The 25,600-nt window shown below is 72.3% G+C and carries 24 protein-coding genes; 12 read left to right on the forward strand and 12 right to left on the reverse strand.

The features are described from left to right. Positions 1–648 carry an OmpA family protein gene (locus CCZ36_RS22920; protein WP_128818457.1) on the forward strand — a complete coding sequence of 216 codons (648 nt, stop codon included), beginning with the start codon at positions 1–3 and terminating at the stop codon, positions 646–648. Between the two features lie 487 nt (positions 649–1,135). On the opposite strand, the gene CCZ36_RS35920 is transcribed toward CCZ36_RS22920, so the two are convergent. Next, positions 1,136–1,861: a hypothetical protein gene (locus tag CCZ36_RS35920; RefSeq protein ID WP_237302726.1), complete on the reverse strand. Its 726-nt coding sequence runs from the start codon at positions 1,859–1,861 to the stop codon at positions 1,136–1,138. Between the two features lie 95 nt (positions 1,862–1,956). On the opposite strand from CCZ36_RS35920, the gene CCZ36_RS35925 reads away from it, so the two are divergent. Continuing rightward, positions 1,957–2,568 (forward strand): hypothetical protein, encoded by a 612-nt coding sequence (locus CCZ36_RS35925; protein ID WP_237302727.1) that lies wholly within the window; start codon positions 1,957–1,959, stop codon positions 2,566–2,568. A 91-nt stretch (positions 2,569–2,659) separates the two neighbouring features. On the opposite strand, the gene CCZ36_RS22930 is transcribed toward CCZ36_RS35925, so the two are convergent. The 3 genes from CCZ36_RS22930 to CCZ36_RS22940 form a co-directional block, all read right to left on the reverse strand. Further along, on the reverse strand, positions 2,660–3,406 hold the full coding sequence (locus tag CCZ36_RS22930; RefSeq protein WP_128818458.1) for a haloacid dehalogenase type II: 747 nt from the start codon (positions 3,404–3,406) through the stop codon (positions 2,660–2,662). 83 nt (positions 3,407–3,489) lie between these two features. Then, entirely contained in the window at positions 3,490–4,104 is a 615-nt protein-coding gene (locus tag CCZ36_RS22935) for a hypothetical protein (protein ID WP_128818459.1), read from the reverse strand. A 19-nt stretch (positions 4,105–4,123) separates the two neighbouring features. Further along, positions 4,124–6,163: a hypothetical protein gene (locus CCZ36_RS22940; RefSeq protein WP_128818460.1), complete on the reverse strand. Its 2,040-nt coding sequence runs from the start codon at positions 6,161–6,163 to the stop codon at positions 4,124–4,126. A gap of 290 nt (positions 6,164–6,453) precedes the next feature. Here CCZ36_RS22940 and CCZ36_RS22945 point away from each other — a divergent pair, with 290 nt between their 5' ends. Next, positions 6,454–7,050 (forward strand): hypothetical protein, encoded by a 597-nt coding sequence (locus tag CCZ36_RS22945; RefSeq protein WP_069739059.1) that lies wholly within the window; start codon positions 6,454–6,456, stop codon positions 7,048–7,050. 200 nt (positions 7,051–7,250) lie between these two features. Beyond that, entirely contained in the window at positions 7,251–8,453 is a 1,203-nt protein-coding gene (locus CCZ36_RS22950) for a hypothetical protein (RefSeq protein ID WP_069739060.1), read from the forward strand. A gap of 32 nt (positions 8,454–8,485) precedes the next feature. Here CCZ36_RS22950 and CCZ36_RS22955 read toward each other — a convergent pair whose 3' ends face one another. Further along, positions 8,486–8,920 (reverse strand): DUF192 domain-containing protein, encoded by a 435-nt coding sequence (locus tag CCZ36_RS22955; protein ID WP_128818461.1) that lies wholly within the window; start codon positions 8,918–8,920, stop codon positions 8,486–8,488. 124 nt (positions 8,921–9,044) lie between these two features. On the opposite strand from CCZ36_RS22955, the gene CCZ36_RS22960 reads away from it, so the two are divergent. The 3 genes from CCZ36_RS22960 (at position 9,045) to CCZ36_RS22970 (ending at position 11,435) form a co-directional block, all read left to right on the forward strand. After that, positions 9,045–9,941, forward strand: coding sequence for a prepilin peptidase (locus tag CCZ36_RS22960; RefSeq protein WP_128818462.1), 897 nt, complete (start codon positions 9,045–9,047; stop codon positions 9,939–9,941). A 71-nt stretch (positions 9,942–10,012) separates the two neighbouring features. Continuing rightward, positions 10,013–10,852, forward strand: coding sequence for a class I SAM-dependent methyltransferase (locus CCZ36_RS22965; RefSeq protein ID WP_128818463.1), 840 nt, complete (start codon positions 10,013–10,015; stop codon positions 10,850–10,852). A gap of 136 nt (positions 10,853–10,988) precedes the next feature. Next, positions 10,989–11,435 (forward strand): hypothetical protein, encoded by a 447-nt coding sequence (locus CCZ36_RS22970; RefSeq protein ID WP_069739064.1) that lies wholly within the window; start codon positions 10,989–10,991, stop codon positions 11,433–11,435. Positions 11,436–11,509: 74 nt separating this feature from the next. Here CCZ36_RS22970 and CCZ36_RS22975 read toward each other — a convergent pair whose 3' ends face one another. Further along, the gene (locus CCZ36_RS22975; RefSeq protein ID WP_128818464.1) at positions 11,510–12,703 is read right to left on the reverse strand and encodes a winged helix DNA-binding domain-containing protein; all 1,194 of its coding nucleotides are present in this window, start codon (positions 12,701–12,703) and stop codon (positions 11,510–11,512) included. A gap of 354 nt (positions 12,704–13,057) precedes the next feature. Next, positions 13,058–14,107: an L-glyceraldehyde 3-phosphate reductase gene (gene mgrA, locus CCZ36_RS22980; RefSeq protein WP_128818465.1), complete on the reverse strand. Its 1,050-nt coding sequence runs from the start codon at positions 14,105–14,107 to the stop codon at positions 13,058–13,060. Between the two features lie 260 nt (positions 14,108–14,367). On the opposite strand from mgrA, the gene CCZ36_RS22985 reads away from it, so the two are divergent. The 4 genes from CCZ36_RS22985 (at position 14,368) to CCZ36_RS23000 (ending at position 19,500) form a co-directional block, all read left to right on the forward strand. After that, complete coding sequence (locus tag CCZ36_RS22985) at positions 14,368–15,129, forward strand: isoprenyl transferase (RefSeq protein WP_069739067.1); 762 nt, start codon at positions 14,368–14,370, stop codon at positions 15,127–15,129. A 369-nt stretch (positions 15,130–15,498) separates the two neighbouring features. Continuing rightward, positions 15,499–16,821, forward strand: coding sequence for a PhoH family protein (locus CCZ36_RS22990; protein ID WP_069739068.1), 1,323 nt, complete (start codon positions 15,499–15,501; stop codon positions 16,819–16,821). Positions 16,822–17,210: 389 nt separating this feature from the next. Continuing rightward, entirely contained in the window at positions 17,211–17,924 is a 714-nt protein-coding gene (locus CCZ36_RS22995; RefSeq protein WP_069739069.1) for a transglycosylase SLT domain-containing protein, read from the forward strand. A gap of 172 nt (positions 17,925–18,096) precedes the next feature. After that, on the forward strand, positions 18,097–19,500 hold the full coding sequence (locus CCZ36_RS23000) for an AI-2E family transporter (RefSeq protein ID WP_069739070.1): 1,404 nt from the start codon (positions 18,097–18,099) through the stop codon (positions 19,498–19,500). Between the two features lie 95 nt (positions 19,501–19,595). On the opposite strand, the gene CCZ36_RS23005 is transcribed toward CCZ36_RS23000, so the two are convergent. Both CCZ36_RS23005 and CCZ36_RS23010 read right to left on the reverse strand, forming a co-directional pair. Beyond that, positions 19,596–20,129, reverse strand: coding sequence for an alkyl hydroperoxide reductase (locus tag CCZ36_RS23005; protein ID WP_032763502.1), 534 nt, complete (start codon positions 20,127–20,129; stop codon positions 19,596–19,598). 12 nt (positions 20,130–20,141) lie between these two features. Further along, positions 20,142–20,696, reverse strand: coding sequence for a peroxiredoxin (locus CCZ36_RS23010; protein ID WP_003966619.1), 555 nt, complete (start codon positions 20,694–20,696; stop codon positions 20,142–20,144). Positions 20,697–20,829: 133 nt separating this feature from the next. Here CCZ36_RS23010 and CCZ36_RS23015 point away from each other — a divergent pair, with 133 nt between their 5' ends. After that, a complete protein-coding gene (locus tag CCZ36_RS23015; protein WP_128818466.1) occupies positions 20,830–21,819 on the forward strand; it encodes a hydrogen peroxide-inducible genes activator in 990 nt (329 codons plus the stop codon). Positions 21,820–21,903: 84 nt separating this feature from the next. On the opposite strand, the gene CCZ36_RS23020 is transcribed toward CCZ36_RS23015, so the two are convergent. From CCZ36_RS23020 to CCZ36_RS23030, 3 genes are read right to left on the reverse strand one after another with little or no spacing between them, the layout of a single operon-like run. Then, the gene (locus tag CCZ36_RS23020; protein ID WP_069743843.1) at positions 21,904–24,297 is read right to left on the reverse strand and encodes an FtsX-like permease family protein; all 2,394 of its coding nucleotides are present in this window, start codon (positions 24,295–24,297) and stop codon (positions 21,904–21,906) included. Beyond that, positions 24,294–24,980 (reverse strand): ABC transporter ATP-binding protein, encoded by a 687-nt coding sequence (locus CCZ36_RS23025; protein ID WP_069739072.1) that lies wholly within the window; start codon positions 24,978–24,980, stop codon positions 24,294–24,296. Before CCZ36_RS23025 ends, CCZ36_RS23020 begins: the two co-directional genes overlap by 4 nt. Beyond that, positions 24,977–25,501: a PadR family transcriptional regulator gene (locus CCZ36_RS23030; RefSeq protein WP_006127228.1), complete on the reverse strand. Its 525-nt coding sequence runs from the start codon at positions 25,499–25,501 to the stop codon at positions 24,977–24,979. The genes CCZ36_RS23025 and CCZ36_RS23030 overlap by 4 nt, the downstream gene beginning before the upstream one ends. Positions 25,502–25,600: the final 99 nt, after the last annotated feature.

Genomic DNA, 25,600 nt, shown 5'->3' on the forward strand with positions numbered 1-25,600 from the left:
ATGAAGACCACCCAGCGCCCCCGGGCGGTGCGCAACGTAGGACAAGCCGTCGTTGTTGCCGTGCTGATCGCCGGCACGACGCTGCTCGGCGCGTCACCCTCGTACGCCGACGACGGCCCGAGCGTCCCGCCCGGCACGGAAGCGACATCCGAGCCACCGGTCCCGATCGACGCCAACGACCCCGACCTCAAGATGCCCGAGGGCGGCACCCTCGCGCCCGGCCGGGTCCTCGACATCGTCCAGGTAGTCGAAGACCTCGGCGGGGAGGAGCGCCGCGAGGACAGCAACGCCGATATCAAGTTCGCGCTCCAGGCGGAAGTCCTCTTCGGCAAGGACAGCGCGAAGCTGTCCTCGGCGGCCAACGCCCGTATCGCCGCCATCGCCGACGAGATCAAGAAGCAGAACGCGACCAAGGTCCGTGTCTTCGGCTTCACCGACAACCTCGGCTCCTCGGCCCACGGCGACGTCCTGTCCAAGCAGCGGGCCGACGCCGTGCACGGGGTGCTGTCGAAGCAGCTCGGCCCCACCGTCACGTACGAGATCCGGGGCTACGGCGAGCAGTACCCGATCGCCAGCAACAGCAACGAAGAGGGCCGCAAGAAGAACCGCCGCGTGGAGGTCTCCTTCCCCCGCGGAGAGGGGTCCTGAGCCCTCCCACCCCGCTGCCCGGCTCACCGGGCAGCGCACTCCGCACCTCGAAATCCGCGCCCGCCGTCGTTCTCCCCACGACGGCGGGCGCGGGCGCGTCTGCCGAGACCACACCGCCAGGGGAGGAATCCGGCCACATCCCCGCCGAGCCCGTCACCCGAACGGCGGACCGTCGTTTGTGTTGTGGGCCGGAATACGGACCGCCCGGCGTAGCAGACTGTCACACGCCGCGCGCCGCTGACGTACGCACAGGTAGGTGGGTGGGTGCTGCGGTGCGCATACGAACAGTCGTCGAGGAAGGTGTGATGGGTGTGGAGGCCCACGCGACGAACGAACGCGTGACGGGACGCAAGTGGACGGTGCGGCTGGACCCGGTCGGCCGTGGGCGTGCGGACGTGCGTGTCTCGTGCAGCCGCCCGGCCTGCGCCGCACAGGTGCTGCCCTCCGCCGCCGCCGGCCGTACGGCGGCGATCGCGCACCTCAAGGCTCACCTGCGGGCGGGCCCGGCCCCCCGCCCCTCGGTGTACTGCGCCTGCCGGGCGGAGGAGTGCCACACGCACATCCGGCCCGCCGGACCGCGGGAGCGGCCCATGCCCTGGCGGTGCGGGGGAGCGGTCGTCCTGGCCGTGGTCACGGACCGGGAAGGGCGCTGGTGGCAGGTCATGGAGTGCTGCTCGCGCTGCGCCGCCGCCCACCCCACCGCGAAGGTCGTCGCCACCGCCCCGGCCGCCGAGGCGCAATCGCGGAGCGATGGGCCTGGAGCCGACGCCTCGGCCCCCGCAGCCCTCGCGCCGACCTTCTCGGCGGTCGGCCCGCACTTCTCGCACAGCGCCAACGCCCCCGGGGCCGCCGTCCCGCAGCAGGCGTCGGTGCCCCGGTCCGACGCCCGGTCCGATCCCAGGGCGGCTTCCCGGTCCGCCCCCGCTCCGCGCGGCCGACGCGCAGGCGCCCCCCGCGCGGCAGGATCGCCCAGCGGCTCGTCCCCCACGACCTGCGGCCCGTCGCGCTGCGGGACGAACTCACCGAACTCGGCGAACTCTTCCGCGCCTACCAGGCGCGCACCGAACCCGATCTCGAGCTGCTTGCCGATCTCCACGCCCGTAAGGCAGAGGCCTTCCACGCCTGGGCCGAGGTCACCGCGGACACCGGGCTGCGCCTCGACGCCCAGCGGGCCGAACAGGCCGCCGCCACCGCCCGCCTCCAGCATCTGCACCGCACCGGCCAGGCCCCGGACGGTGAAGGGCCCGCCGTGGCGCGGCTGCTGACCGCCCCGCGCAGTGGAACCACGCCCGAGCCGTCCTCGCCCACGTGGCCGAGAACACCCCCCTGCCGGGAGCCGAGGCGCGCCTGCTGGTGGTGATGGTGACGCTGCGCACCGCGCAGTCCGGGGTCGGCAACCTCGTCGGGCAGGACATCAAGGGACTGCCCCTGCAAGAACCCCAGCACCTGGTGGAGCAGTTGGTGGAATCCGGTTGGCTCGGCATCTCCGGGACCGCCGAGGAGCTGATCGCCTCCCGCCCGGAGAACCCCACCCGGATCACCGTGCCGTCCCTGACGCCCGACGAGGACGACCCGGGCCCGTTCACGTTCGGCAGGAAGCTCCGCCCCAAGCTCAGCGGATGGGCCCAGCGGGTCGTCGGGGAGAAGAAGCTTCGCAAGGGCAAGACCGAGGCCGACGTACGGCTCCTGGCCCTTGCCCTGGCCACCGGCTCCGACGGTGAAGGGCGGCTGGGGCCCGGAGGGGAGGGCATCGGCCTGGACGTCCTGTCCTCCTGGTGCACCGTCGACCCCGGTGACCTGCCGCAGCTCGTGGACCGGCTGACCGCGTTGGACTGGCTGGCGGAGGCCGAGGTCACCGACACCCACCTCATCGGCAGGCTCACCGAACGCGTCCTCCCGCTCGGGTGCCCGCTGACCTGAGAAGCGGAACGCGTCCCCGGGGTCCCGGCGCCGCCCGGCAGCGTGCCTCGGGGGCTCGGGGGCCCGGGCCGCCAGCCTCCGGGCGGCAGTCTCAGAACACCCCGAGCTGCCCCGCCAGATCCGCCAGATCCTTCGCGTACAGGTCGAAACGGTCGGAGGACGTGGGCGGGTCGCCGGCCGGACGGGCCACATAGGCCGTGCGCAGGCCCAGCGCCTGCGCACCGCGCAGGTCCCAGGCGTGGGCGGCGACCATCAGCAGGCGCTCCGGTGGCAGTCCGGCGACGGTGACAGCCAACCGGTAGACCGCCGGGTCCGGCTTGTAGGTACGGGCTTCCTCCGCGGACAGGGCCTGGTGCCAGCGCAGCCCGGCGTGGGCGTTCAGCTCCAGGAGCGCCGTCCGGCTCGCGTTGGACAGACCGATCAGCGGGAAGCGCCCTGCGAGGCGGGCGAGCCCTGCCACGGTGTCGGGCCACGGCCGGAGGCGACGGGCCGCCCGGGCCAACGAGTCCACAGCGTCCGGGTCTGCCGCCGCCGGATCCTCGGCTCCCGCAGCCCGCGCCCGGGCAACGGCCTCTGCGGCCTCCCGGTCCAGGGCGTCGCTCGGGGCGTAGGGCCGGTCGCCGTCGACGATGCGGCGTTGCTCGCGCTCGATGTGCCGCTGCCACAGCAGCAGAAGCCGTTCGGTCTCGGAACCGTCCAAGGACGGGGACGGGGACGGGGACGAGGACGGGCGCGGGGGCGTGGCGAACGTGCTGATGCCCGCGCGGAGCCCGGCGGGTTCGTCGACGAGCGTGCCCAGCACATCGAACACGACGGCATCGATCTTCAGCTCTGCCATGGCGGATCTCCTCCTGAAGGTGGCCGGCAGAGGCGACAACGCCCCAAACGCTCCGCTCCATGCCCCGCTTCACCCTCCACGCCCTACTTCACCGTGATCGACCCCACGAACGCGTCCAGGTCCTCCGGGTCCACCGCGTCCTTCACCGCGTTCAGGCGCACCACGAACGGAACGCCCTTCGAGTCCACCCCCGCCACCAGGACCCCGGTCATCGGCGTCCCCCTGTTCGGGGTGTCCTCCTGGCCGTCGGCCGTGAAGTCGTAGTCGATCCGGCGTGCTTCGCGGGCCTCGGGGGCGTCCTCGGGGCCCGCGAGGCGGACGTCCTCCGTCGCCTTGCGGGTGGAGTTGAGGCCGATGCCCGCGCCCGCCGCTGCCGCCGCCCCGGCCGCGTCGCGCACGCCCGTGGCGAAGTCCAGCTGGACCGAGACCATGCCGGTCCGGATGCCGTCCTCCTCCTTCAGCGCGACGGCCGCGTTGGCCTTGGCCCGCTCGGCCGCGGGCTGCTCCGCGTACCCCTCGCTCTTCGGGTAGCCGACGCTCAGGCTGCCGGTCTCCAACGTGCCCCAGCCCTCGGGCACGGAGGCCTTGTCCGCGTCGCCGCCGCAGCCGGCCAGCAGCACCGCCGCTGTCGCGACCGCCGCCGCCGTGGCCGTCCGCCGCCGCTGGGGCTTTCGCGCGCCCCACGTCCTGGTACTCATCACTTCTGTCACCGCCCGTTCAGTTCGCGCAGTAGCTGTACGGAAGATACGTGCGCGCATCGCCCTGCGGCGCCCCGAGGAACTGTGCGTCCGTCAGTGTCTCCTTCTTCTCCTCCGTGGAGAGGGAGAACCCGAGGCTCATCCCCAGCGAGATCTCGAAGCCGAACTCCTGGGCATCGCTCTCACCCGTGTACCGCATGGTGCTGGACAGCCCGTCCTCGAACATCAGCTGCTGGAAGGGGTCGTTGCCCTCCGGGCGGTTCTCCATGCCGTGGTCGCCGAAGAGGTAGGCGAAGGGGGCCGTGTTGTTGCCGGAGCCGTCCAGCCACTGCTCGGCGACGGCCCGCTTGGACTCGGTCGCCGCGTCCGTGTCCTTGCCGAAGACGATCGAGTTCGTCACCACGTCGATGCCGGTCTCGCCCGACGAGTCCGACGCGCTGCCCTTGCCGCCGCGCTTGTCCTGGCCGCTCTCGCCGTTGTCGCCGCCGACCTCGACCTTGCCGGACGTCGAGCCGCTCTCCACCGTCTGCGTCATGTCGATGCGGACGATCTTCCCGGTCTTCTGGTCGCGGGTCACGGTGATGGCGCCGGTACGGTTCTGCTTGCCGCCCACCGTGCCCTTGACCGGGCCCACGTCTCCGCCGGCCTTGCCCTCCAGTTCGAGCTTCGCGGTGTACGTGTACGACTCGTTGCCGTTCACGTCGTCCTTGGTGACGGTCACCTCCGGCGAGAACTTCGCCTTGCCGCCGAGTTTCGCGCCCAGCTCGCCCTCGTCGCCGCCCTTGATGGAGAGGCCGCCGTCCGCGTAGGCGTTGAGGCCGACGGTCGAGTAGGAGATCTTCTTGTCGCCGATCTTCTTCTCGATGTCCTCCTTCTTCTCCGCCCACTTCATCGCGGAGTACCAGCCGCCGCCGTAGCCGCCGCTGTGCTTGGTGGAGGTCTCCCACATCTTCATTTCCTCGATGTCGTCCCGCATCTGCTGAGCCTCCTCCTCGCTCGCGAAGATCCAGGTGTCACCGTTGGTGATCTTGATGCCCCCGCCGATGTCGACATCCGCCTTGCCCAGGCTGCCGAGCTTGACGCCCGGCGTGCTGGCGGTGGCCCCGGCGGACGCGGCGTCGGTGAACGTCATCGAGACGACCTTGTCGTTGCCGTCGACCTTCCCGTCGCCGTTCACATCGGTGCTCGCCTGGGAGACCTTCTGCTGGAAGCCGTACTCCTCGCCCCACTCGAACCAGCCGATCTTGACCTTGCCGCCCGCCGTGTCCGAGATGCTGGAGACCTGGCACATCTTGGGCTCGAAGTCCGCGTCCGTCTTCGGCTTCGCCTCGGGGTCCTGGCCGCCGGACGAACAGGAACCGCCGCCACCGGCCATCGAGCTGATCGCACAGCGCAGCCGCTCACCGATCTTGCCGCCGACCCCGGCCATCGCCATCGCGCCGATCAGCATCGTGACGAGGACGACGAGACCCAGGTACTCCATCGCCGTAGCGCCGCTGTCCCGCCAGTTGTACGAGTAGCGGGGCGGCTCCGGGGTCCGGGTGGCGCGCTCCTCCAGCAGCCGGTCGACGGCCACCCCCGACGCGGCGCCCGCCGCCAGTGACACGACGGGCATGAGCACCCCCTCGATCCCGACGACGTCCCCCGCGACGGCGAAGCCGTACAGCAGTCCGGCCAGAGGTACGGTCAGGGCCGCGAGCAGATACACCGTGCGGGAGGACTCGCGGTGCTCCTCGGGGAGGACACGCGTCGCCGCCAGGACCGTCAGCAGCGTCACGACGAGGGCGGGCAGGTGGAGCAGGGCCAGCCGCCAGCCGAACGTCTCCAGCCGCTCCTCGGTGGCCAGCAGATCGACCAGGACCCGGCTCATGACGAACCCGAGGGCGAGGTAGACCAGGCCGCCGGTCACCCAGCTCCGGGTCAACGCGAAGAAGCGGCTGCCCTGTCGGGGCGGGTACGGGACGCCGGAGCCGGCGATGCCATGGCCTCCCAGCGGTGTGTGCCCCGCGCTCCGGTCTCCCCGGGCCCGGCCCCGGCCTCCGCCCCCGTCACCGCTCACGGTGCACCCTCTCCTCGACCCGCGCGTGTTGCCGACGGCCGAGAGCGTACGGCCGAAAAGCCGCCACGGCCCGGGCCCCCGGTCCCAAAGCCGGGCCCAAGTCCGGTCCGTGTCACGCATGTTGTGCCGGGGTGTGGTGGCCGTTCCGCTTGGGGCCGGCCGTGGGTCCGTGGGCCCACGCCGCCCCGACCGTCGCTCAGTACGCTCGGGGGTGCCGGGGGTCGCCGACCACGACGCCGCGCGAAGAGCGAGAGCGATCGCGAAGACGAGAGCGATGGGGGTGGGCGTCCATGGGTGCCGGATTCTTCTACTCGTACCACCTCGGCTGGACCCGGCTGGATGCCCGCACCCTGCTGGGCGACCTCGAGGCCGAGGGGCTCCGTCCGGTGCACCCCGTGACCGGCCGCACGGTGCTCGTCAACCTCGACGCAGCCTCCCTCGGAGCCCGTTCGCCCGTCACCCGCGAGCAGTTGCTGTCCCTCGCCGGGCTCGAGCGGCTGCACGAGGTCGGATTCCGGTTGTGGACCGACGGGGGCCTCGACCTCCTGGTGCGCATCCGGCGGGCCCCGGCCGGTGTCGTCGCCGTCGAGTTCTCCGTGGGGGAGCTGCCCGAGCCGGAGCGGGAGCACGCGGTGGGTGCCATCCGGCGGACCGTCGGACGGGCTTCGGTGCTGTGCATCGGCTTCGTCGTCGACCGGGCCGGCGCGACCGCCACCACCGACTGGGACGGCGTCGTCATCGAGGGCGCCGCCCACCTCGACGCCTGGCCGGACACCGTCGCCGTACGCGACGAGACGGCGGCCCGGCACCCGCAGCTGGCGGTGATGGACGCGGTGGAGATGTCGCCGTGGAAGGTGTACGGGAACGAGGTGCTGGGCGGGGTCTGACCCGGGCGGCCCCGACCGGCACGGGGGGCCGGGGCCGCCCGGGCATCTCCCGGGAGTCGGTCCGCCCTCGCTCCTCGCCCGGCCGCCGGCCCACCAGCCTCTCCCGGCCCTCGGCCCGCCCGGAGCCCGGCCCACCCGGCCCTCGGCCCGCCCGCCGGCCATGGCACGGCGCGTCCGCCGCCGACGTCATAATCGGCCGTATGTCCGATCACCAGCTCCGCACCCGGACGCCCGCCGGCCCGGCCCCGGCCCCCCGCACTCCCGGCGGGTCCCGGGCCGCCGCCGCGTTCCGGGCCGCCGCGCCCGCGCTCGCGGTCTACGCCGCCGCACGGGCCCTGGGGCTCCTGGCCTTCTGGGTGGCCGCCTCCGCCGCCGGGAGGGACCCCCTGGGGCCGCTCAGCGGACGCTGGGATTCCGTCTGGTACCAGCGCATCGCCGAGCACGGCTACCGCTACACCGTCACCCTCCCGGACGGCTCCGTCCACTCCGATCTGGCGTTCTTCCCCTTGCTCCCGGCCCTGGAACGCGCCGTCTCCGCCGTGACTCCGCTCACCCTCGGCGGCGCCGGGCTCCTGGTCGCCTGGACCGCCGGGCTGCTCGCCGCCTGGGGCATCTTCGCCGTCGGCGCCCACCTGCGCGGACGGCGTACGGGCGTGGTGCTGGCCGCACTGTGGGGCGTCTGCCCGACGGCGTTCGTCCAGTCGATGGCGTACACCGAAACCCTGTTCACCGCGCTCGCCGCCTGGGCCCTGTACGCCGTCCTCAAAGGCCGCTGGATCGTCGCGGGCGCGCTGTGCGTCCTCGCGGGGCTCACCCGGCCCTCGGCGGCCGCCCTCATCGCGGCCCTGGCGATCACCGCCGCCGTCGCCCTCGTACGGGAGTACCGCGAGGAACGCCGCGCCGGCCCGGTGCTCCGCCGCAACGCCCGGATGATCGCGGGCGTGGCGCTCGCACCGCTGGGCTGGCTGGCGTACGTGGTGTTCGTGGCCGTACGCGAGGGCAGCCCGGTCGCCTACTTCGACGTCCAGGCGCAGTGGGGCAACAACATCGACGGCGGCCGCGCGCTCGCCGCGTTCATCGCCGGGCTGCCGTGGCCCGCCGCCCTCGGCCTGTGCGCGGCGCTCGGGCTGCTGGGGTGGCTGGTGGTCCTGTGCGTACGGCAGCGGCAGCCGCTCCCCGTGCTCGTGTACGCCATCGCGATCGTCGTCATCTCGCTGATCGGCGCCGGGTACTTCGGCTCCCGGCCGCGGCTGATGATGCCCGCCTTCCCGCTGCTGCTCCCGCCCGCCGTCGCCCTGCTGCGGCTGCGCACCACGGGCCGCACGGCCGCGGTGCTCGCCGTTCTCGCCTGCGCCTCAGCGGCCTACGGCGCCTGGACCCTGCTGGGCGCGGGCCCGCCGTAACCCGCACCCTCCCAGCGGCTTGCGACTGACGGCTAGCGGGCCTCCGGCGCGGCGGCCGGGGCCGCCTTCAGCTCCAGCCGTACGCCCGGCCGTACTCCCCACCGCTCCATCGCCCCGGCCTCCGCCTCCACCACGTGCCGGGCCCGCAGCCGGGGCAGCCCGAGGCGGCCGGGCTTCATCGTGGTGACCGCCAGAACCGTGAACTTCCGGTCCAGGTAGGCCACATCGATGGGGAACCGCATCCGGAAGGTGTGCACGCTCCCGCAGGGGGTGAGCATCATCGCCCCCTCGATGCCGTCCCGCCCCAGCAGCCCCTTGGTACGGGCCCGGTACGAGGCGGCGATCCGCAGCGGCACCTCTCGGGCCCCCGCCCCGGGCCCCGCTCCCGGCCCGGGCCCCGCTCCCGTCCCGGTCCCGGAGCCCGTGTCGACCCTCAGCGTCCCGTCGCCATCGCGCCATGTCCTCATGGGCCCCGACCGTAGTCCCCCGCGGACGTGTCCGGACCCCGAACGGGGTGGCTTGGGTCCTGGCCGGACGCCTTGGGTCCCCGGGCCCAAGACCCCGGCTCCCGGACCCCGTTAGGGTCGCCCCGTGGACGCTGTGCTGCTCGCCCTCGCCGCGGTCTGGGGTGCCGCCGCCGGACTGCTGATCCCGCGTGCCGCCTATCGGTTCGCCGTCGAGCCCGAGAAGCCCTGGCGCACGGCGTGCCCCGCCGGCCACCCGCTCACCGGCCCGGCCCGCGGCTGGCTCGGCCCGGCCCGATGCGGCCCCTGCGCCGCCCAAGCCGCACCGGCCGACCCGGCCACCCCACCCACCCCGGTCCCGGGAACGCCCGCCCCGGAACCGCAGACCTCGCCCGCCCCGGAACCACAGGCCAGGGCCACCCCGGAGTCGGCAGCCTCGCCCGCCCCGGAGCCGCGAGCCACGGCCACCCCCACCACCCCCACCTACGCCCCCACCACCCTCGCCCCCCTCGTCACCGTGCTCGCCTGTGTCACCCTCGCCGCCGCCACCGGGGCCCGGCCCGAGCTCGTCGCGTGGCTGGTGCTGGCCCCCGTCGCCGTGCTCCTCGCCGTCGTCGACCGGCGGGTCCACCGGCTGCCCGATCCGCTCACCCTGCCGCTGGCTGCCGCGGCCGTCCTGCTGCTCGGCGGGGCCGCGGCGCTCCCCGGGCACGCCGGCTCCTGGACCTCCGGACTCCTGGGCGGCCTGGCCCTCGGCGGCTTCTACCTCCTGCTCTTCCTGATCAACCCGAACGGCATGGGCTTCGGCGATGTCAAGCTCGCCCTCGCTCTGGGCGTGTCCCTCGGCTGGTACGGCTGGCCCGTGCTGTTCCTGGGCGGGTTCGCCGGGTTCCTGTTCGGAGCGGCGTACGGGCTCGCCCTCGTGCTCCTGCGCCGGGCGGGGCGCAGAACCGGCATCCCGTTCGGCCCGTTCATGATCGCCGGGGCGCTGACCGGAGTGCTGCTGGGGGCCCTGGCCGGGTGAGCGGCGGCGAGCCCCTCGGGCTCCGGCGGAATCCGTTCGCGTACTCCGGGCGTGTTTGACACGCTTCCGGTATGTCCGATCCCGCTACCCCCGATCCCGCCGTCCCCGCCCCCGCCCCCGCCCCCGGCGTCGAATTCGACTCCGTGGCCTCCCGCGACCGGTTCGAGGCCCTCGTGGCCGAGGCCGACGCCGTGTCCGTGGACGGGTGGGACTTCTCCTGGCTCGACGGCCGCGCCACCGAGGAACGCCCCTCCTGGGGGTACGCCCGCGCGATGGCCGACCGGCTCGCCCGGGCCCACGCCGCGCTCGACATCCAGACCGGGGGCGGCGAGGTGCTGGCCTCCGCGCCGAAGCTGCCTCCGGTCACCGTGGCCACGGAGGCCTGGCCGCCCAACATCGCCCGTGCCACCGCCCTGCTGCACCCGCTCGGAGCGGTCGTCGTCGCCGACGAGGACGAGCCGCCGCTGCCCTTCGGGGACGCCGCCTTCGACCTCGTGGTCAGCCGCCACCCGGTCACCACGTGGTGGGCGGAGATCGCGCGCGTGCTCGCCCCCGGCGGTACGTACTTCTCCCAGCAGGTCGGGCCCGCCAGCGTCTTCGAACTCGTGGAGTACTTCCTCGGCCCGCAGCCGCCCGAGGTCCGCCGCGCCCGGCACCCGGAGGACGCGCGGGCCGCCGCTACGGCTGCCGGACTGGAGGTGGTGGACCTGCGCTCGGAGACGCTGCGAACCGAGTTCCGCGACATCGGCGCCGTGGTGTACTTCCTGCGCAAGGTGATCTGGATGGTGCCCGGCTTCGCCGTCGAGCAGTACCGGCCCCAACTGGCCGCGCTGCACCGGAAGATCGAGACGGAGGGGCCGTTCCTCGCCCGCACCGCCCGCTTCCTGATCGAGGCCCGCAAGCCTCGTTGACGGTGGCCGGATCCCGTACCACCGGTCAACCCGCTTACCCCGTACGCCAGTTCAGCAGTGCGTCGGAGGCAACGGGATCGTGCGGGCCGCCGTCCTACCCTCCGGGGGCACGCACAGTGAAGGAGTGGGAGCGGGCATGACCGTGGAGAGGGAAGACTGCGCGGGGCCCGCCGGGCGCGCGCGGCCCGGCAACGCCGACTGGCTCACGGGGGCCAGGGTCACCGCCGTCCTCGGCGTCTACTACCGGCCCGAGGGCCGGGCGGGCGAGCCGGAGGCCGTCGAGTTCGTCCTCGCGGAGGACCAGTCCGTCCTGCTGACCTGCGCCTCCGACCGGACGCTGCGTGTCACCCCGGGCAGCTGGCCGCGGTTGCCCGACTGGTGTGTACCGGCGAGCCAGTGGCACCACGCGCCGCCCCCGCTCCTGCCGCCCGTGCCGTACGGGGGAGCGTGGACGGTCGTCGGGACCCAGGAGGTCAGGGACGACGGCGGTGAGGTGCTCCAGGCGGTGATCCGGTGCGAGGAAGGGGACTTCGTGGTGGTCGCCGGAGACACGATGGCGGTCCGTTTCGACCCCCGCCCCTGAAGGCGGGCACGCCACGCCTCGCCTCCGTGGACGCGTACACGCGTACGGGTACGTGTGCGCCCACGCGCCCCGGCCTAGGCATGCGGTCCCACCGTCACCCGCCCCACCGTCAGCTCCGCCGTCCCCTCCATGATCGCCGCGACCCGCCCCACCTGCTCCTCCAGGTCCCGCAGCCGCGCCGCGGACAGCGGCTTCAGCGGCTCCACCGTCACCGCGATCCGACGGCCCGAGCGTCGCTGGTGCCAGACGCCCGCCACCACACCGTCCACCAGCAGCACCGGGAAGTTCCCCGCCTGCCCGCCCCCGAGCGCCCGGTCCCACGCCGCCCCCGGGAACAGCCGCTCGCGGGGCCACGAGGCGATGGTGAACGCGTCGAAGTAGGGGAGCAGGCGCACACCCCGCACCGGCGCGTCCGGGAAGTCCGTGTCGCCCGCGACCACCCACGCGGGCCCGTCCTCCGCCAACGTCACCTCCTCGATCGCCCCCGAAGCGGCCAGGGCGGCGAACCGCTCGGCCGCCCAGTGCTTCGGCGCCGCGAGCCACCGGGCGAAGTGCGCGGGGGTCGCCGGCCCGTACACGTACACATACCGCTCGACCAGGGCCGCCAGGGCCCCGGCGCCCGGCAGCGGGGTGCACCCGGGATTGGTGTACGTCGCCTTCCGGCCACGGTTCGGGGCGTAGGCGAGGGCGCCCCGGTGGCCCGCCAGATGAAGGACCTGCCGCCAGCGCGGCCACATCGCCTGGAACCCGGGCATCACCAGGTCCCCCGCCCACGGACCGGTCCGCGCGACGACCTCGTCGGAGAGTTCGTCGATCGTGAGCTCCGCCCCGGTCAGCGCGTCCCCGACCGCCGCGACGACCGCCTCCACCTGGTCCGGCGTCATCCGGGCGTCCTTGGGGAAGGGGTTCGGGCCCGTCGGTACGGCGGACAGGGCCCCGGTCCACAGGGGCAGGTCCGCCGCCGGCAGCAGATGGACCGTGCCGCGCGGGCCGAACGTCTTGACCAGGGTCCGGTCGGTCCACAGTGCCGTACGGACGTCCGTGCGGGTCAGCCCGTCCCCGCGCAGCCCCACGGACAGCTCGGCCGCCGAGAGCACCTGGGCGTGCGCGCCGAGCATCGCGGCCACCGCCTCGGCGGGGGCGGCGAAGGGCGACACGGGGGTGGCGGCAGCCGGGTGGAGACGCTGGCGGGCCAGCCGCCGGGCGTTCGCCCCGGCCCAGGTCACGGGCACGGGCGCGGATGCGGTCGCGGGGGATCGTGTCGTCATACCCCGAACCTAGAGCCCGTTGAGGTCGACTTCTGTCCTCTTCTCCGCCCCGGCGGCGTCAAGGCGGTGGCGTCCGGCGACCCCTCGATACGGAGGTCGATAACGGCCCCGAACGCGGCTCCGGAGAGGGCCCGAAGGCGGGGTGGGCCCTGCTCGGAACGGAGTCCGGCATATTCGGAGAGTAATTGTGGAGTGGCGTGGCACGCGTCGGCACTTACGAAGGGTTATGGTGGAAACCCCCCTCGGGCCGGTCCGTATCCCCCCCCACGGACCGGCCCGTTTTTTGTGGGCCGGCGCCCGGGCCCGAGGTTCGGGCCCGAAGCCCCTGTGGGGCGGAGCCCCGTTGAGCCGCCGTCAGCCGCGACCGGCCCAGATGTTCGTGCCCGCCGTGTCCACGGCGAAGGCGTCGATCTCCTTCAGCTCCTCGGCGGTGAGCGCCGGACCCGCGAGCGCCGCCACGTTCTCCTCCAGCTGCTTCACGCTCGACGCGCCGATCAGCGCCGAGGTCATCCGGCTGTCGCGCAGCACCCACGCGATGGCGAGCTGGGCGAGCGACTGGCCGCGGCCCCGGGCGATGTCGTTGAGGCCGTTGAGCCGGCGGACCACCTCGTCGGAGAGCAGGCCCGGGTCGAGGGACTTGCCCTGGGTGGCGCGCGAGCCCTCCGGGATGCCCTTCAGGTACTTGTTCGTGAGGAGGCCCTGGGCGAGCGGCACGAAGGAGATGCAGCCCATTCCGGCAGCCTCCAGGGTGTCGAGCAGCCCGTCGTCCTCGATCCAGCGGTTGATCATGGAGTAGGACGGCTGGTGGATCAGGGCCGGGACGCCCATCTCCTTCAGCAGCCCGGCCGCCCGCGCCGTCTGCTCCGCGTTGTACGAGGAGACGCCCACGTACAACGCCTTGCCCTGCTGGACGGCGGAGGCGAGGGCGCCCATCGTCTCCTCCAGCGGGGTGTGCGGGTCGAAGCGGTGCGAGTAGAAGACGTCGACGTACTCCACGCCCATCCGCTGCAGGGACGCGTCGAGTGAGGACAGCAGATACTTCCGGGAGCCCCACTCGCCGTACGGGCCGGGGTGCATCAGATATCCGGCCTTGGTCGAAATGACCAGTTCGTCGCGGTACGGGGAGAAATCCTGGGCGAAGAGCTTGCCGAAGTTCAGCTCGGCGGAGCCGGGCGGCGGGCCGTAGTTGTTGGCCAGGTCGAAGTGGGTCACCCCGAGGTCGAAGGCGCGGCGCAGGATCGCTCGCTGGGAGTCCAGCGTCCGGTCGTCGCCGAAGTTGTGCCACAGGCCCAGCGAGAGGGCGGGCAGCTTGAGGCCGCTGCGCCCGGTCCGGCGGTACTCCATGGAGTCGTAGCGCGAGGGGGCGGCACGGTAATACAGGTCGGGGGAGAGGTAATCAGTCACGTTTCTCTCCTTATCACGGAGTTGTGACAGACCGGGTTGGGCCCCCGTGACCCGGTCGCAGTAATGTGGCGGCTTCGGGGAATGCCGATGTGCGGCGCGGCGAAGGCCCGCGCGGCCCGTGCCGGTGACAAGGGCGCGGACCGCCGAGGGATGGTGCCGGCGGCGCAGGTCGTGCGGCGATCCCCTGCGGGGGATGCCCCGTACCCCCGGCGACGGGGAGGGCGGGCCCCGGCCCGTACGGAACCGAGAGGGTGAACGCAGTGAACTTCCGCGACCTGGTGTACAGGCTCTACGCGCGCCGGGTGGAAGGCCGCCTGGACCACGACCAGGTGCCGAAGCACATCGGGGTCATCCTCGACGGCAACCGGCGGTGGGCCAAGGCCGCCGGCGGCTCCGCCGTACAGGGCCACCAGGCCGGTGCGGACAAGATCTCCGAGCTGCTCGGCTGGTGCGACGAGACCGATGTCGAGGTCGTCACCCTCTGGATGCTCTCCACGGACAACTTCGACCGGCCCGAGCACGAGCTGAAGCCGCTGCTCGGCATCATCGAGAACACCGTGCGCAACCTCGCCGCGGACGGGCGCTGGCGCGTCCACCACGTCGGCACGCTCGACCTGCTCCCGCCGGAGACGCAGACGGTCCTCAAAGAGGCCGAGGAGGCGACGTCCGGCATCGAGGGGATAATCGTCAATGTCGCCGTGGGCTACGGCGGCCGACAGGAGATCGCGGACGCGGTGCGCTCCCTGCTCCTGGAGCACGCGGACAAGGGCACGACCTTCGAGGAGCTCGCCGAGGTCGTCTCCACCGACCTGATCTCCGAGCACCTCTACACCCGGGGCCAGCCCGATCCCGACCTGGTGATCCGGACGAGCGGCGAGCAGCGGCTCTCGGGCTTCATGCTCTGGCAGAGCGCCCATTCGGAGTACTACTTCTGCGAGGTCTTCTGGCCGGCCTTCCGCAAGGTCGACTTCCTCCGGGCCCTGCGCGATTACGCCGCCCGCCACCGCCGCTTCGGAGGCTGAGCCACCAGGGCACAGGGGACGCACAGGCCTCACGGAAGGGCGCGCCCCCGGGCGTCACCGCGCGTCCACCGGGACTTCTCCACACCGTGTCATATGCAGCGGCATGGCTTCGGTTCGATAAGGGAATACCCCTGACAGGTCGACATCCGGTCATCAACCAGGCGGATGTCGTCACCAAGTGAGCGGCACCCAGTCCGCTCGCCCGGGAGGCCCTTTGCACACGAAGGACCGTACGCAGCGTGCGGCCGACGCGGTGGCCGTGGTCCGGCCCGCGCACGAGGGCCCGATCCCGGTCCGTCCTCTCCCTTCGGGAAGCTCCGCGACCGTCCGTCGCACTCCCCGACCTCGTCCGAGGGGGTACGTCCTTCCGTGGTGAACAGCAGCAAGCGCCGCATGCCCGACCGGCGCACATACGTTCTCGACACCAGCGTCCTGCTGGCCGACCCCGGCGCCATGGCCCGCTTCGACGAGCACGAAGTCGTGCTGCCGATCGTGGTGGTCACGGAGCTGGAGGCCAAACGGCACCATCCCGAGCTCGGCTACTTCGCCCGCCAGGCCCTGCGCCTGCTGGACGACTTCCGGGTCCGGTACGGCCGGCTGGACGCCCCGATCCCGCTCGGAGACCTGGGCGGGACGCTCCGTGTCGAACTCAACCACTCCGATCCCGGCGTCCTGCCCGCCGGCTACCGGTTGGGGGACAACGACTCACGGATCCTCGCGGTCGCACGCAACCTCCAGGCCGAGGGGTACGACGTCACGGTCGTCTCCAAGGACCTGCCGCTCCGTATCAAGGCGTCCTCCGTCGGCCTCCTCGCCGAGGAGTACCGCGCCGAGCTCGCCATCACGGACTCCGGCTGGACCGGTATGAGCGAACTGTCCCTCGCCGGGGAACAGATCGACCTGCTGTTCACCGAGGAGACGCTGTACGTCCCCGAGGCCGCCGAGCTGCCCGTCCACACCGGCCTGGTCCTCCAGTCCGAGCGCGGCAAGGCGCTCGGCCGGGTGACGGCCGAGGGCAATGTCCGCCTCGTGCGGGGCGACCGGGAGGCGTTCGGCATCCACGGGCGCAGCGCCGAGCAGCGGATCGCGCTCGACCTCCTCCTCGACAGCGACGTCGGCATCGTGTCGCTCGGCGGACGCGCGGGCACCGGCAAGTCGGCGCTGGCCCTCTGTGCGGGCCTGGAGGCCGTGCTGGAGCGGCAGCAGCACAAGAAGGTGATGGTCTTCCGCCCGCTGTACGCGGTGGGCGGGCAGGAGCTCGGCTATCTCCCCGGCAGCGAGGCCGAGAAGATGAGCCCCTGGGCGCAGGCGGTCTTCGACACGCTCTCGGCGGTCGCCGGGCGCGAGGTCATCGAGGAGGTGCTCGGGCGCGGGATGCTGGAGGTCCTGCCGCTCACCCACATCCGCGGCCGCTCGCTGCACGACGCGTTCGTGATCGTCGACGAGGCGCAGTCGCTCGAGCGGAACGTCCTGCTGACCGTGCTGTCCCGAATCGGGGCGAATTCGCGTGTCGTGCTCACCCACGACGTGGCCCAGCGGGACAACCTCCGGGTCGGCCGGTACGACGGAGTCGTCGCCGTCGTCGAGAAGCTGAAGGGGCATCCGCTGTTCGCGCACGTCACGCTCGCGCGGTCGGAGCGTTCGCAGATCGCCGCGCTGGTGACCGAAATGCTGGAGGAGGGGCACATCTGACCCGCATGTCCCTTTGATGCCGCCCGGCGAGCCAAGGAGCTTAGCCGGGCGGCATGGTGCTGCGCCGTCATTTCCGCGAAACCAGTGGCCCAAACGGGGTGTGACCTTTCCCACGCAACACAGAATTGCCTCCACGCGTCCCCGTCCGGCAGAGTCTTGCTTCCGTCAGGCCCCGCATACGGCACTTGGGCACCTCCAGAGGCGCCACGCACCACACAACTCAACACGAGACGCCCGTATGCCGCCCGCGAGCACCACGCGGCAGCCTCCTCACCGGGGTTGCCCACCGGGCCCGCGCCTCCCGTGACCCACGCAGTAGGGAGGCCAGTGCCAGGGGCACGAACGCGCCCGCGAGGTCACCTAAGCGGGCGATGCTGGAAGGACACCATGTGAGCCGGATCTCGGTCCGGGGGTTCGCCGTGGCATCCGCCACCGCGGTCACCACCGTAGGCGCCGTCGTAGGCGTTGCTGCGGGCGGCACACCTGCCGCCGACGACAACAACTTCGAGGCGGCCGCAGCCGACACCACGCTGCTCGCAGACATCCCCGCGGGCCAGCAGGCCCAGGTCCAGACCGCTTCGCTGACGCAGCAGGCCGACGCCCAGGCGTCCGCCGCCGACGCCGCCGCGAAGAAGTCGGCCGAGGAATCCGCCCGCATCCAGGCCGCCAAGGACGCGAAGTCCAAGAAGCAGGCGGCCGAGGACCGGATCGAGGCCGAGCGCCTGGCGGAGAAGAAGAAGAAGGAAGAGGCCGAGCGCGCCAGCCGTTCTTCCGTCCGCGACGCCTCCTCGTTCGCGGCCCAGGGCTCGTACACCGTGGCCCAGGTCCAGGCGATGGCCCGTCAGATGGTCCCCGCCGACCAGTTCCAGTGCTTCAGCAACATCGTGAACCACGAGTCGACCTGGAACTACCGCGCGACCAACCCGTCCTCCGGGGCGTACGGTCTGATGCAGGCGCTCCCGGGCCACAAGATGGCCTCCGCCGGCGCCGACTGGCAGACCAACCCGGCCACCCAGATCAAGTGGGGCCTCAGCTACATGGACAGCCGCTACGGCTCCCCGTGCGGCGCCTGGTCCTTCTGGCAGGCCAACAACTGGTATTAGACCGGCATCCGGCATCAGAGGGAGCGGGCGGACGTTCACCGTTCGCCCTCTCAACCTCGCGAGGCCCCCCACCGTCCAGACGGTGGGGGGCCTCGCGCGTGTACGGTCGCATCCCGGTGTGCGTTGAACGCGGAGAGCACTGGGCGGCGAAGATGGGGGAAGGAAAGCAGGCATGTCGAAACTACCGGGCTGGCTGGGCCGCTTCGGTTCCGAACTGACGGAGCTGGGCACGCGACTGGAGGAGCGGCGGGCGCGTGCCGCCGACGACGAACCCCTCGCGGTGCGCGGAGTTCCGGCCGTCCCGGACGGCGACGAGCCCGGGCAGGTGCCCGCGCCTCCCAGCTACGCCCCCTCGGTCGCCGCCAAGCCGGATCCGGTCGCGGCCATCCCGTGGGGCATGCGGGTCGCCGCGGAGGCCGGCTGGCGCCTCCTCGTCCTCGCGGGGACGCTCTGGGTGCTGATGCGGGTGATCAGCGCGGTCCAGCTCGTCGTGCTGGCCTTCGCCGCCGCCCTGCTCGTCACGGCGATGCTCCAGCCGACCGTGGTCCGGCTCAAGCGGGTCGGGCTGCCGCACGGGCTCGCCACCGCCGTCACCGCCGTGCTCGGGTTCGTCATCATCGGCCTGGTCGGCTGGTTCGTGGTGTGGCAGGTGATGGAGAACCTCGACACGCTCTCCGACCGGGTCCGGGACGGTATCGACGAGTTGAAGCGCTGGCTGCTCGACAGCCCCTTCCACGTCACCGAGTCGCAGATCAACGACATCGCCAAGAACCTCAACGACACCATCGGCACCAACACCGAGGAGATCACCTCCGCCGGGCTCCAGGGCGTCACCGTGATGGTGGAGTTCCTCACCGGGCTGCTGCTGGCGATGTTCTGCACGCTCTTCCTCCTCTACGACGGCAAGCGCATCTGGGAGTGGTCGCTCAGGCTGGTGCCCGCCGCGGCGCGCCCCGGGGTCGCCGGCGCCGGACCGAGGGCCTGGCGCACCCTGACCGCGTATGTGCGCGGAACGGTGCTCGTCGCCCTGATCGACGCCATCTTCATCGGCTTCGGCCTCTACATCCTCAATGTGCCGCTCGCGGTGCCGCTGGCCGTCTTCATCTTCCTGTTCGCTTTCATCCCGCTCGTCGGCGCCGTGGTCTCCGGAGCGCTCGCGGTGGTCGTCGCCCTGGTCACCGAGGGCGTCTGGACCGCGCTGTGGGCGCTGGTGGTGGTTCTGGCGGTGCAGCAGATCGAGGGCCACATCCTGCAACCCTTCATCCTCGGCCGCGCCGTCCGGGTGCACCCGCTCGCGGTGGTCCTCGCGGTGGCGACCGGCGGGCTCGTCGCGGGCATCGGCGGCGCGGTGGTCGCCGTACCGCTGGTCGCCGTGATCAACACCGTGGTCGGCTATCTGCGCTCGTACGGGGAGCCCGGCGAACGCGGAGGACAGCACGGGGCCACCGCCCTGTCGATGAACCCGGCGCACGCCGGGCCTGCGCCGGCGCCACCCGGCCCGGCACCGCAGGACGCGCCGGCCGAAAGCCCGCAGGAGAACCGGCCGCCGCAGGAGAACCGGCCGCCGCAGGAGTAGTCGGGGGCACGGAGCACGCGGAAGAGCCCCGGGGACGGTCGGTCGTCCTCGGGGCTCTTCTCGTACCCAGGCGGGTCAGGGGTGGTGCGGTGTCACTACTCGGCGAGGACGGCCTCGGCGTCGAGGGTCACACCGACCGCCTGGATCACCGAAGCGATCTTGACGGCTTCCTGGATGGTCTCGCGGTCCACGCCGGCCTTGCGGAGCACCTGCTCGTGCGAGTCGAGGCACTGGCCGCAGCCGTTGATCGCGGAGACGGCGAGCGACCACAGCTCGAAGTCGACCTTCTCCACGCCCGGGTTGCCGATGACGTTCATCCGCAGGCCCGCGCGGAGCGTGCCGTACTCCGGGTCCGACAGCAGGTGCCGGGTCCGGTAGAAGACGTTGTTCATCGCCATGACGGCGGCCGCCGACTTCGCCGCGGTGTACGCCTCGGCGGAGAGGTTGGCCTTCGCCTCGGGCTCCAGCTCGCGCAGCACCTTCGGCGAACGCGAGGCGATCGCGCAGGCCAGCACGGTGCCCCACAGCTGCTGCTGCGGGAGGTCGCTGTTGCCGATGACCGAACCGAGGTTCAGCTTGAGGTCCTTGGCGAAGTCCGGTATGGCGGACTTCAGTTCGTCGAGAGCCATGTCGGTATCAGCTCACTCGCCCGAGAGGAGCGCGACCGGGTCGAGGGTGTTCTCGCCCTTGGTCCAGTTGCAGGGGCACAGCTCGTCGGTCTGGAGGGCGTCGAGGACCCGCAGGACCTCCTTGGGGTTACGGCCCACGGAACCGGCGGTCACCATCGTGAACTGGATCTCGTTGTTCTGGTCGACGATGAAGACGGCGCGCTGGGCGAAGCCGTCCTCGCCCTCGATGCCGAGGTCACGCATGAGCTCGTGCTTCGAGTCGGCCAGCATCGGGAAGGGCAGGTCGGTCAGGTCCGGGTGGTCCTTGCGCCAGGCGTGGTGCACGAACTCGGAGTCACCGGAGAAGCCGAGGATCTGGGCGTCGCGGTCGGCGAACTCCTCGTTCAGCTTGCCGAAGGCGGCGATCTCCGTGGGGCACACGAAGGTGAAGTCCTTCGGCCACGCGAAGACGATCTTCCACTTGCCCTCGTAGGTCTTGTGGTTGATCTGCTCGAACTCCTTGCCGCTCTCCAGCGAGACACAAGCAGTCAGGTCGAACTCGGGGAACTTGTCACCGACAGTGAGCACGCGCTCTCCTTGCAACGTCTGGAATTCCCTTTTTGAGGGTCTTCCTGAGGGTTGGACGGCTCCTACCTTGGCACAGAGTGCATTGATCGCAGAAATAGCTACACTCGGTCGGGATGATCGGAGGTGCCTATCAGTGGCCCAGGTAAATCAGGGCGTACGTCCCAAGCAGTCCGGTAAGTCGCTCGCCAAGCAGCCCAGCCTGTCCCAGCTGCGGGCCTTCACAGCCGTGGCGGAACATCTGCACTTTCGGGACGCGGCGGCAGCAATCGGGATGAGTCAGCCGGCGCTCTCCGGAGCGGTGTCCGCCCTGGAGGAGGCACTGGGTGTCCAGCTCATCGAGCGTACGACGCGCAAGGTGCTGCTCTCGCCCGCGGGGGAGCGGCTCGCGGTGCGGGCCGGGGTGGTGCTGGAGGCCGTCGCCGCGCTGATGGAGGAGGCGGAGGCGGTCCGGGCCCCGTTCACCGGAGTCCTCCGGCTCGGCGTGATCCCGACCGTCGCCCCCTATCTGCTGCCCACCGTGCTCCGGCTCGTCCACGAGCGCTACCCGGACCTCGACCTCCAGGTCCACGAGGAGCAGACCTCCTCGCTCCTCGAAGGGCTCGCCGCCGGACGTCTTGACCTGCTGCTGCTCGCCGTGCCGCTCGGGGTGCCGGGCGTCACCGAGATCCCGCTCTTCGACGAGGACTTCGTGCTGGTCATGGAGCAGGACCACTGGCTCGGCGGGCGCGCCGACATCCCCCGTGACGCGCTGCGGGAACTGCCGCTACTGCTCCTGGATGAAGGGCACTGCCTGCGCGACCAGGCCCTGGACATCTGCCGCGAGGCCGGGCGCACCCAGGGTGCACCGGTCACCACGACCGCCGCCGGGCTCTCCACCCTGGTCCAGCTGGTGGCCGGCGGGCTCGGCGTGACGCTGCTGCCGCGCACCGCGGTGCCGGTGGAGACCGGCCGCAACGACGCCCTGTCCACCGGGTACTTCGCGGACCCGGCGCCCACCCGGCGGGTGGCGCTGGCGATGCGGACCGGGTCGGCGCGGGGCGGCGAGTTCGAGGAGTTCGCGGCCGCCCTGCGCGAGGCGATGAAGCCGCTGCCGGTGCGGATCGTCGACGCCCCTCCCGGGTGAACGCCTGCGGGTGCGGCGGGCGGTGAACGCATGCGGATGCGGCCGGACCTCCGCCCGGCCGCACCCGTGTGATCCCCGCTCCCGCTACTCCGTCCGCAGCCCGTCCGGCCGCATCAGCCGCCACAGCGAGGGCATCGACGCCGCCGTCACCAGCAGGATCAGTCCCGCGCCGACCCCCGTCAGCGGCAGGAACAGCCACCAGTCGGAGACGGACTTCGCGATCATCCAGGCCAGCACGGCGCCCAGCCCGAGCCCGCCCGCGACCGCGACCACCAGGCCGAGGAAGACCGGGACGGCGGTCTGCCACAGCACCGACCAGCCCATCGTCGTACGCCGGGTGCCGAAAGCGACCAGCACCGACAGCAGCCGCTTGCGCTCGCGCAACTGCTCCACCTGGGAGACCAGCATCGAGGCCGCGATCAGCAGCAGCACCACACTCGCCCCGACCTTGAGCCCGGTCTGGATGCTGTCGTACTGGCGGTCGCGCTCCACCGAGTCCAGGGTGATGAAGCGCATCCCGGGATCGATGCGGGCCGCCGTGTTCCGTACGTACTCGGCGACGTCCGGCACGCTCCTGTCGACCCGGATCTGGGCGGTGATCTGCGCGCCGGGCAGCGCACTCGCGTCGACCGCGCCGGTGGTCGCCATGATCCCGTAGTGCGTGTCGCCCATCGGGTCCTTGCGGCCCTGCACGGTCGGGGAGCCGGCGGGCAGCGTCCACCGCAGCGGCTTGCCCTCCCCGGTGCCGATCTCGACCACCTTGCCCTTGCGGGCCGTGCGGTCGACCCAGGCGGACATGTCCTTGTCGCCCGGCGGGTGGACGACGAAGGTGTCGCCGTCCTCGCAGGAGGTGATCCGGGCCAGTTCGCGCAGGGTGTCGCAGGTGCCGACGGTCATCGAGGTGGTGGGCGGGATGTCGTCGTCCGTGTAGACGCCGGGCTTGGAGGCGTACGCCTGCACCGAGCCGATCACCACCTCCACGCCCTTGGTGGCGCGGAACTTCTCGATGGCCGAGGTGGCCGCCTCGCCGGTGACGTCCTCCGAGTACGCGGCGAACTGGGCCCGTGCGGGGTCCTGGCCGGTCGCCCGGTTGAAGTCGGCGTTCATCGCCGCGAACAGCATCTGGAGGGCGATCGCCCCCGCCACCGCGACCGTGACCCCGCTGACCGCGCGGGACGCGGCCTCGCTGCTCAGCTGGAGCCTGCGCACGGCCAGTTGCCAGGGCACCGGACCGCCGCGCAGCCGCTTCACACACGCCTCGACCAGCCACGGCAGCAGCAGGGCGAGACCGACCAGCACCAGCACGGCCCCGCCCGCGATCGGGAACGGCTTCACCGGCTCGTACGCGTACTCGTCGACCCGGCCGGTGAGCCCGAGCACCGCCAGACCCGCGACGGGCACGAGCAGCCGCCACCAGAGCCGACGGCCGCGGTTCTTCCCCCGGCGTACGACACCGAGCGGCTCGATCGCCACCGAGCGCATCGCGACCAGCGTGACGAGCACGGCGGTCAGCGGCACCGCGACCGTGATCAGCAGGGCGAGCAGCGGATCGGGCACCACGTCGGCCGGGAACGCGCTGACGTCCCAGATCTCCACCGAGCCGACGAACTCCCGTCCCACCAGGAAGAAGGCCAGCCCGATCAGCAGTCCGAGGACCGCACCGAAGAGGGCCTCACCGGCGGCGACGCGCCGGGTGGTGCGGATGTCCGCGCCGACCAGGCGCAGCGCCGCGAGCCTGCGGTCGCGCCGGTCGCCGCCGAAGCGCACGGCGGTGGCGATGAAGATGGCGACCGGCACCAGCAGCACCACGCAGACCATGACGGTCAGCACGACCAGCAGCGGCGGGAGCGGGTCGGCCGGGCGGTCGGCCCCGTATCCGGAGATCCGGCCGGCGCCCGCGGCGGGCGTCAGGGTGTCGCTGCCCGCGTAGTAGAAGAGCTCGCCCGGTGAGCGCAGTCCGGCGTCACCGATCGTGCCGGTGATGTCGTACGGCAGCCGCTCGCGCAGCAGCTCGTTGCCGGGGGCTTCCAGCAGCTCCTTCAGCGCGGGGGAGACCACCATCTCGTCCGGCCCGGGGAAGCGGGCCACCCCCGGAGGGCGGACGGGCGCGGAACCGTCGGCGCGCAGCAGCCGCCCGACGACGGTCCGGTCCCGGTACTCCGTGCTCGCGTCGAGCCGCAGCACCGAGGTGTCCGACTTCGCCGAGGCCCCGGCGGAGATCGTCACCTCGCTGCGGGCCTGGTCGCGGGCGGAGCGGGCGTCGAGCATGTACGGCACGGAGGAGGCGAGCAGCAGCAGCGCCACCCCGAGGCCGACGCCGACGGCGGTCAGCAGCGTACGGATCCAGCCCTCGCGGCCACCGGCGGCGGCGAACCGGATGCCGAGGCCGAGGTCGCGGAGGATCGCCGCGGCGCGCGAGGGCGGCTTCGGGCTCTCCGGCGCGGCGGGCAGGACCGTGGGGGAGTCGAGCAGCGTCATGCCGAGTGCTCCAGATCCCGGGCCCGGCCGTCGCGCACGGTGACGTCACGGTCGGAGTAGGCGGCGACCCGGGCCTCGTGGGTCACCAGGACCACGGCGACGTTGGCGGACCGGGCGGCCTCGGTGAGCAGCTCCATCACCCGCTCGCCGTTGAGGGAGTCCAGGGCGCCGGTCGGCTCGTCCGCGAAGATCACCTTCGGCGACCCGGCCAGCGCGCGGGCCACGGCGACCCGCTGGCCCTGTCCGCCGGAGACCTCGCCGGGGCGCTTCGACCCGAGGTCGTCGACCTCCAGGCGCTCCATCCACTCCAGCGCGGTGCGCTCGGCCGCCTTGCGTCGCACACCGTTGAGCCGCAGCGGCAGGGCGACGTTCTCCACGCAGGTCAGCTCGGGGACGAGCTGGCCGAACTGGAAGACGAAGCCGAAGTCGCTGCGCCGCAGGGCGCTGCGCTCGGCGTCCGACATCGCGGACAGCTCGCGGCCCGCGTAGGTGATCGTGCCGGAGTCGGGCGTGATGATCCCGGCCAGGCAGTGCAGCAGGGTCGACTTGCCGGAGCCGGAGGGGCCCATCACGGCGACGACCTCGCCGGGGTGCACGGAGAACGACGCGCCGTCCAGGGCGGGCGTCGAACCGTAGGTCTTGCGCAGATCGTGCGCGGCGAGCAGGGAGCCTTCGGGAATCACGGAGCCACCACCTTGGCGAGCTGGTCGAGGCGGGCGGCGGTCAGTTCCAGCCAGCGGAGGTCGGCTTCGAGGTGGAACAGGGCGTGGTCGCAGATCAGCTGGTCGGCGAGGTCGCCCTTGCGCTTGCGGTCGGTGAGGATGCGCATCATCCGCAGATGCGCCGAGCGCTGGGTGTCCAGCAGGTCGGCCGCGCTGCGGTCGGTCAGCAGCGCGAGGACGACCTTGGTGTAGAGCGTGGACTGGAGGTAGGGCTCCGGCTTCTCGGGCTGGGCCAGCCACTGCGAGACATCGGTGATCCCGGCGTCGGTGATGGCGTACCGCTTGCGCTCGGGGCCTCCTTCGCTCTCGACGCCGTCGACCTCGACGAGCCCGTTCTTCAGGAGCCGGGACATCGTCGAATAGACCTGGCCGTAGTGGAGCGGGCGGTCCTGGCCGAACTTCTCGTCGAACGTCCGCTTCAGGTCGTAGCCGTGGCGGGGGCCGGACTCCAGGAGCCCGAGGAGGGTGTGACCGATAGACATGAGAAGCACTCTACACGGTGTGTATACCCCTGATGTATACGCGTCCGAAAAGCGGCCCCGGACCATGGGACGGGCCGGGGCCGCGGGGTCGGTGCGTGC

Source organism: Streptomyces sp. S063 (genome assembly GCF_002832675.1).
GTDB classification, from domain to species: Bacteria; Actinomycetota; Actinomycetes; order Streptomycetales; family Streptomycetaceae; genus Streptomyces; species Streptomyces sindenensis.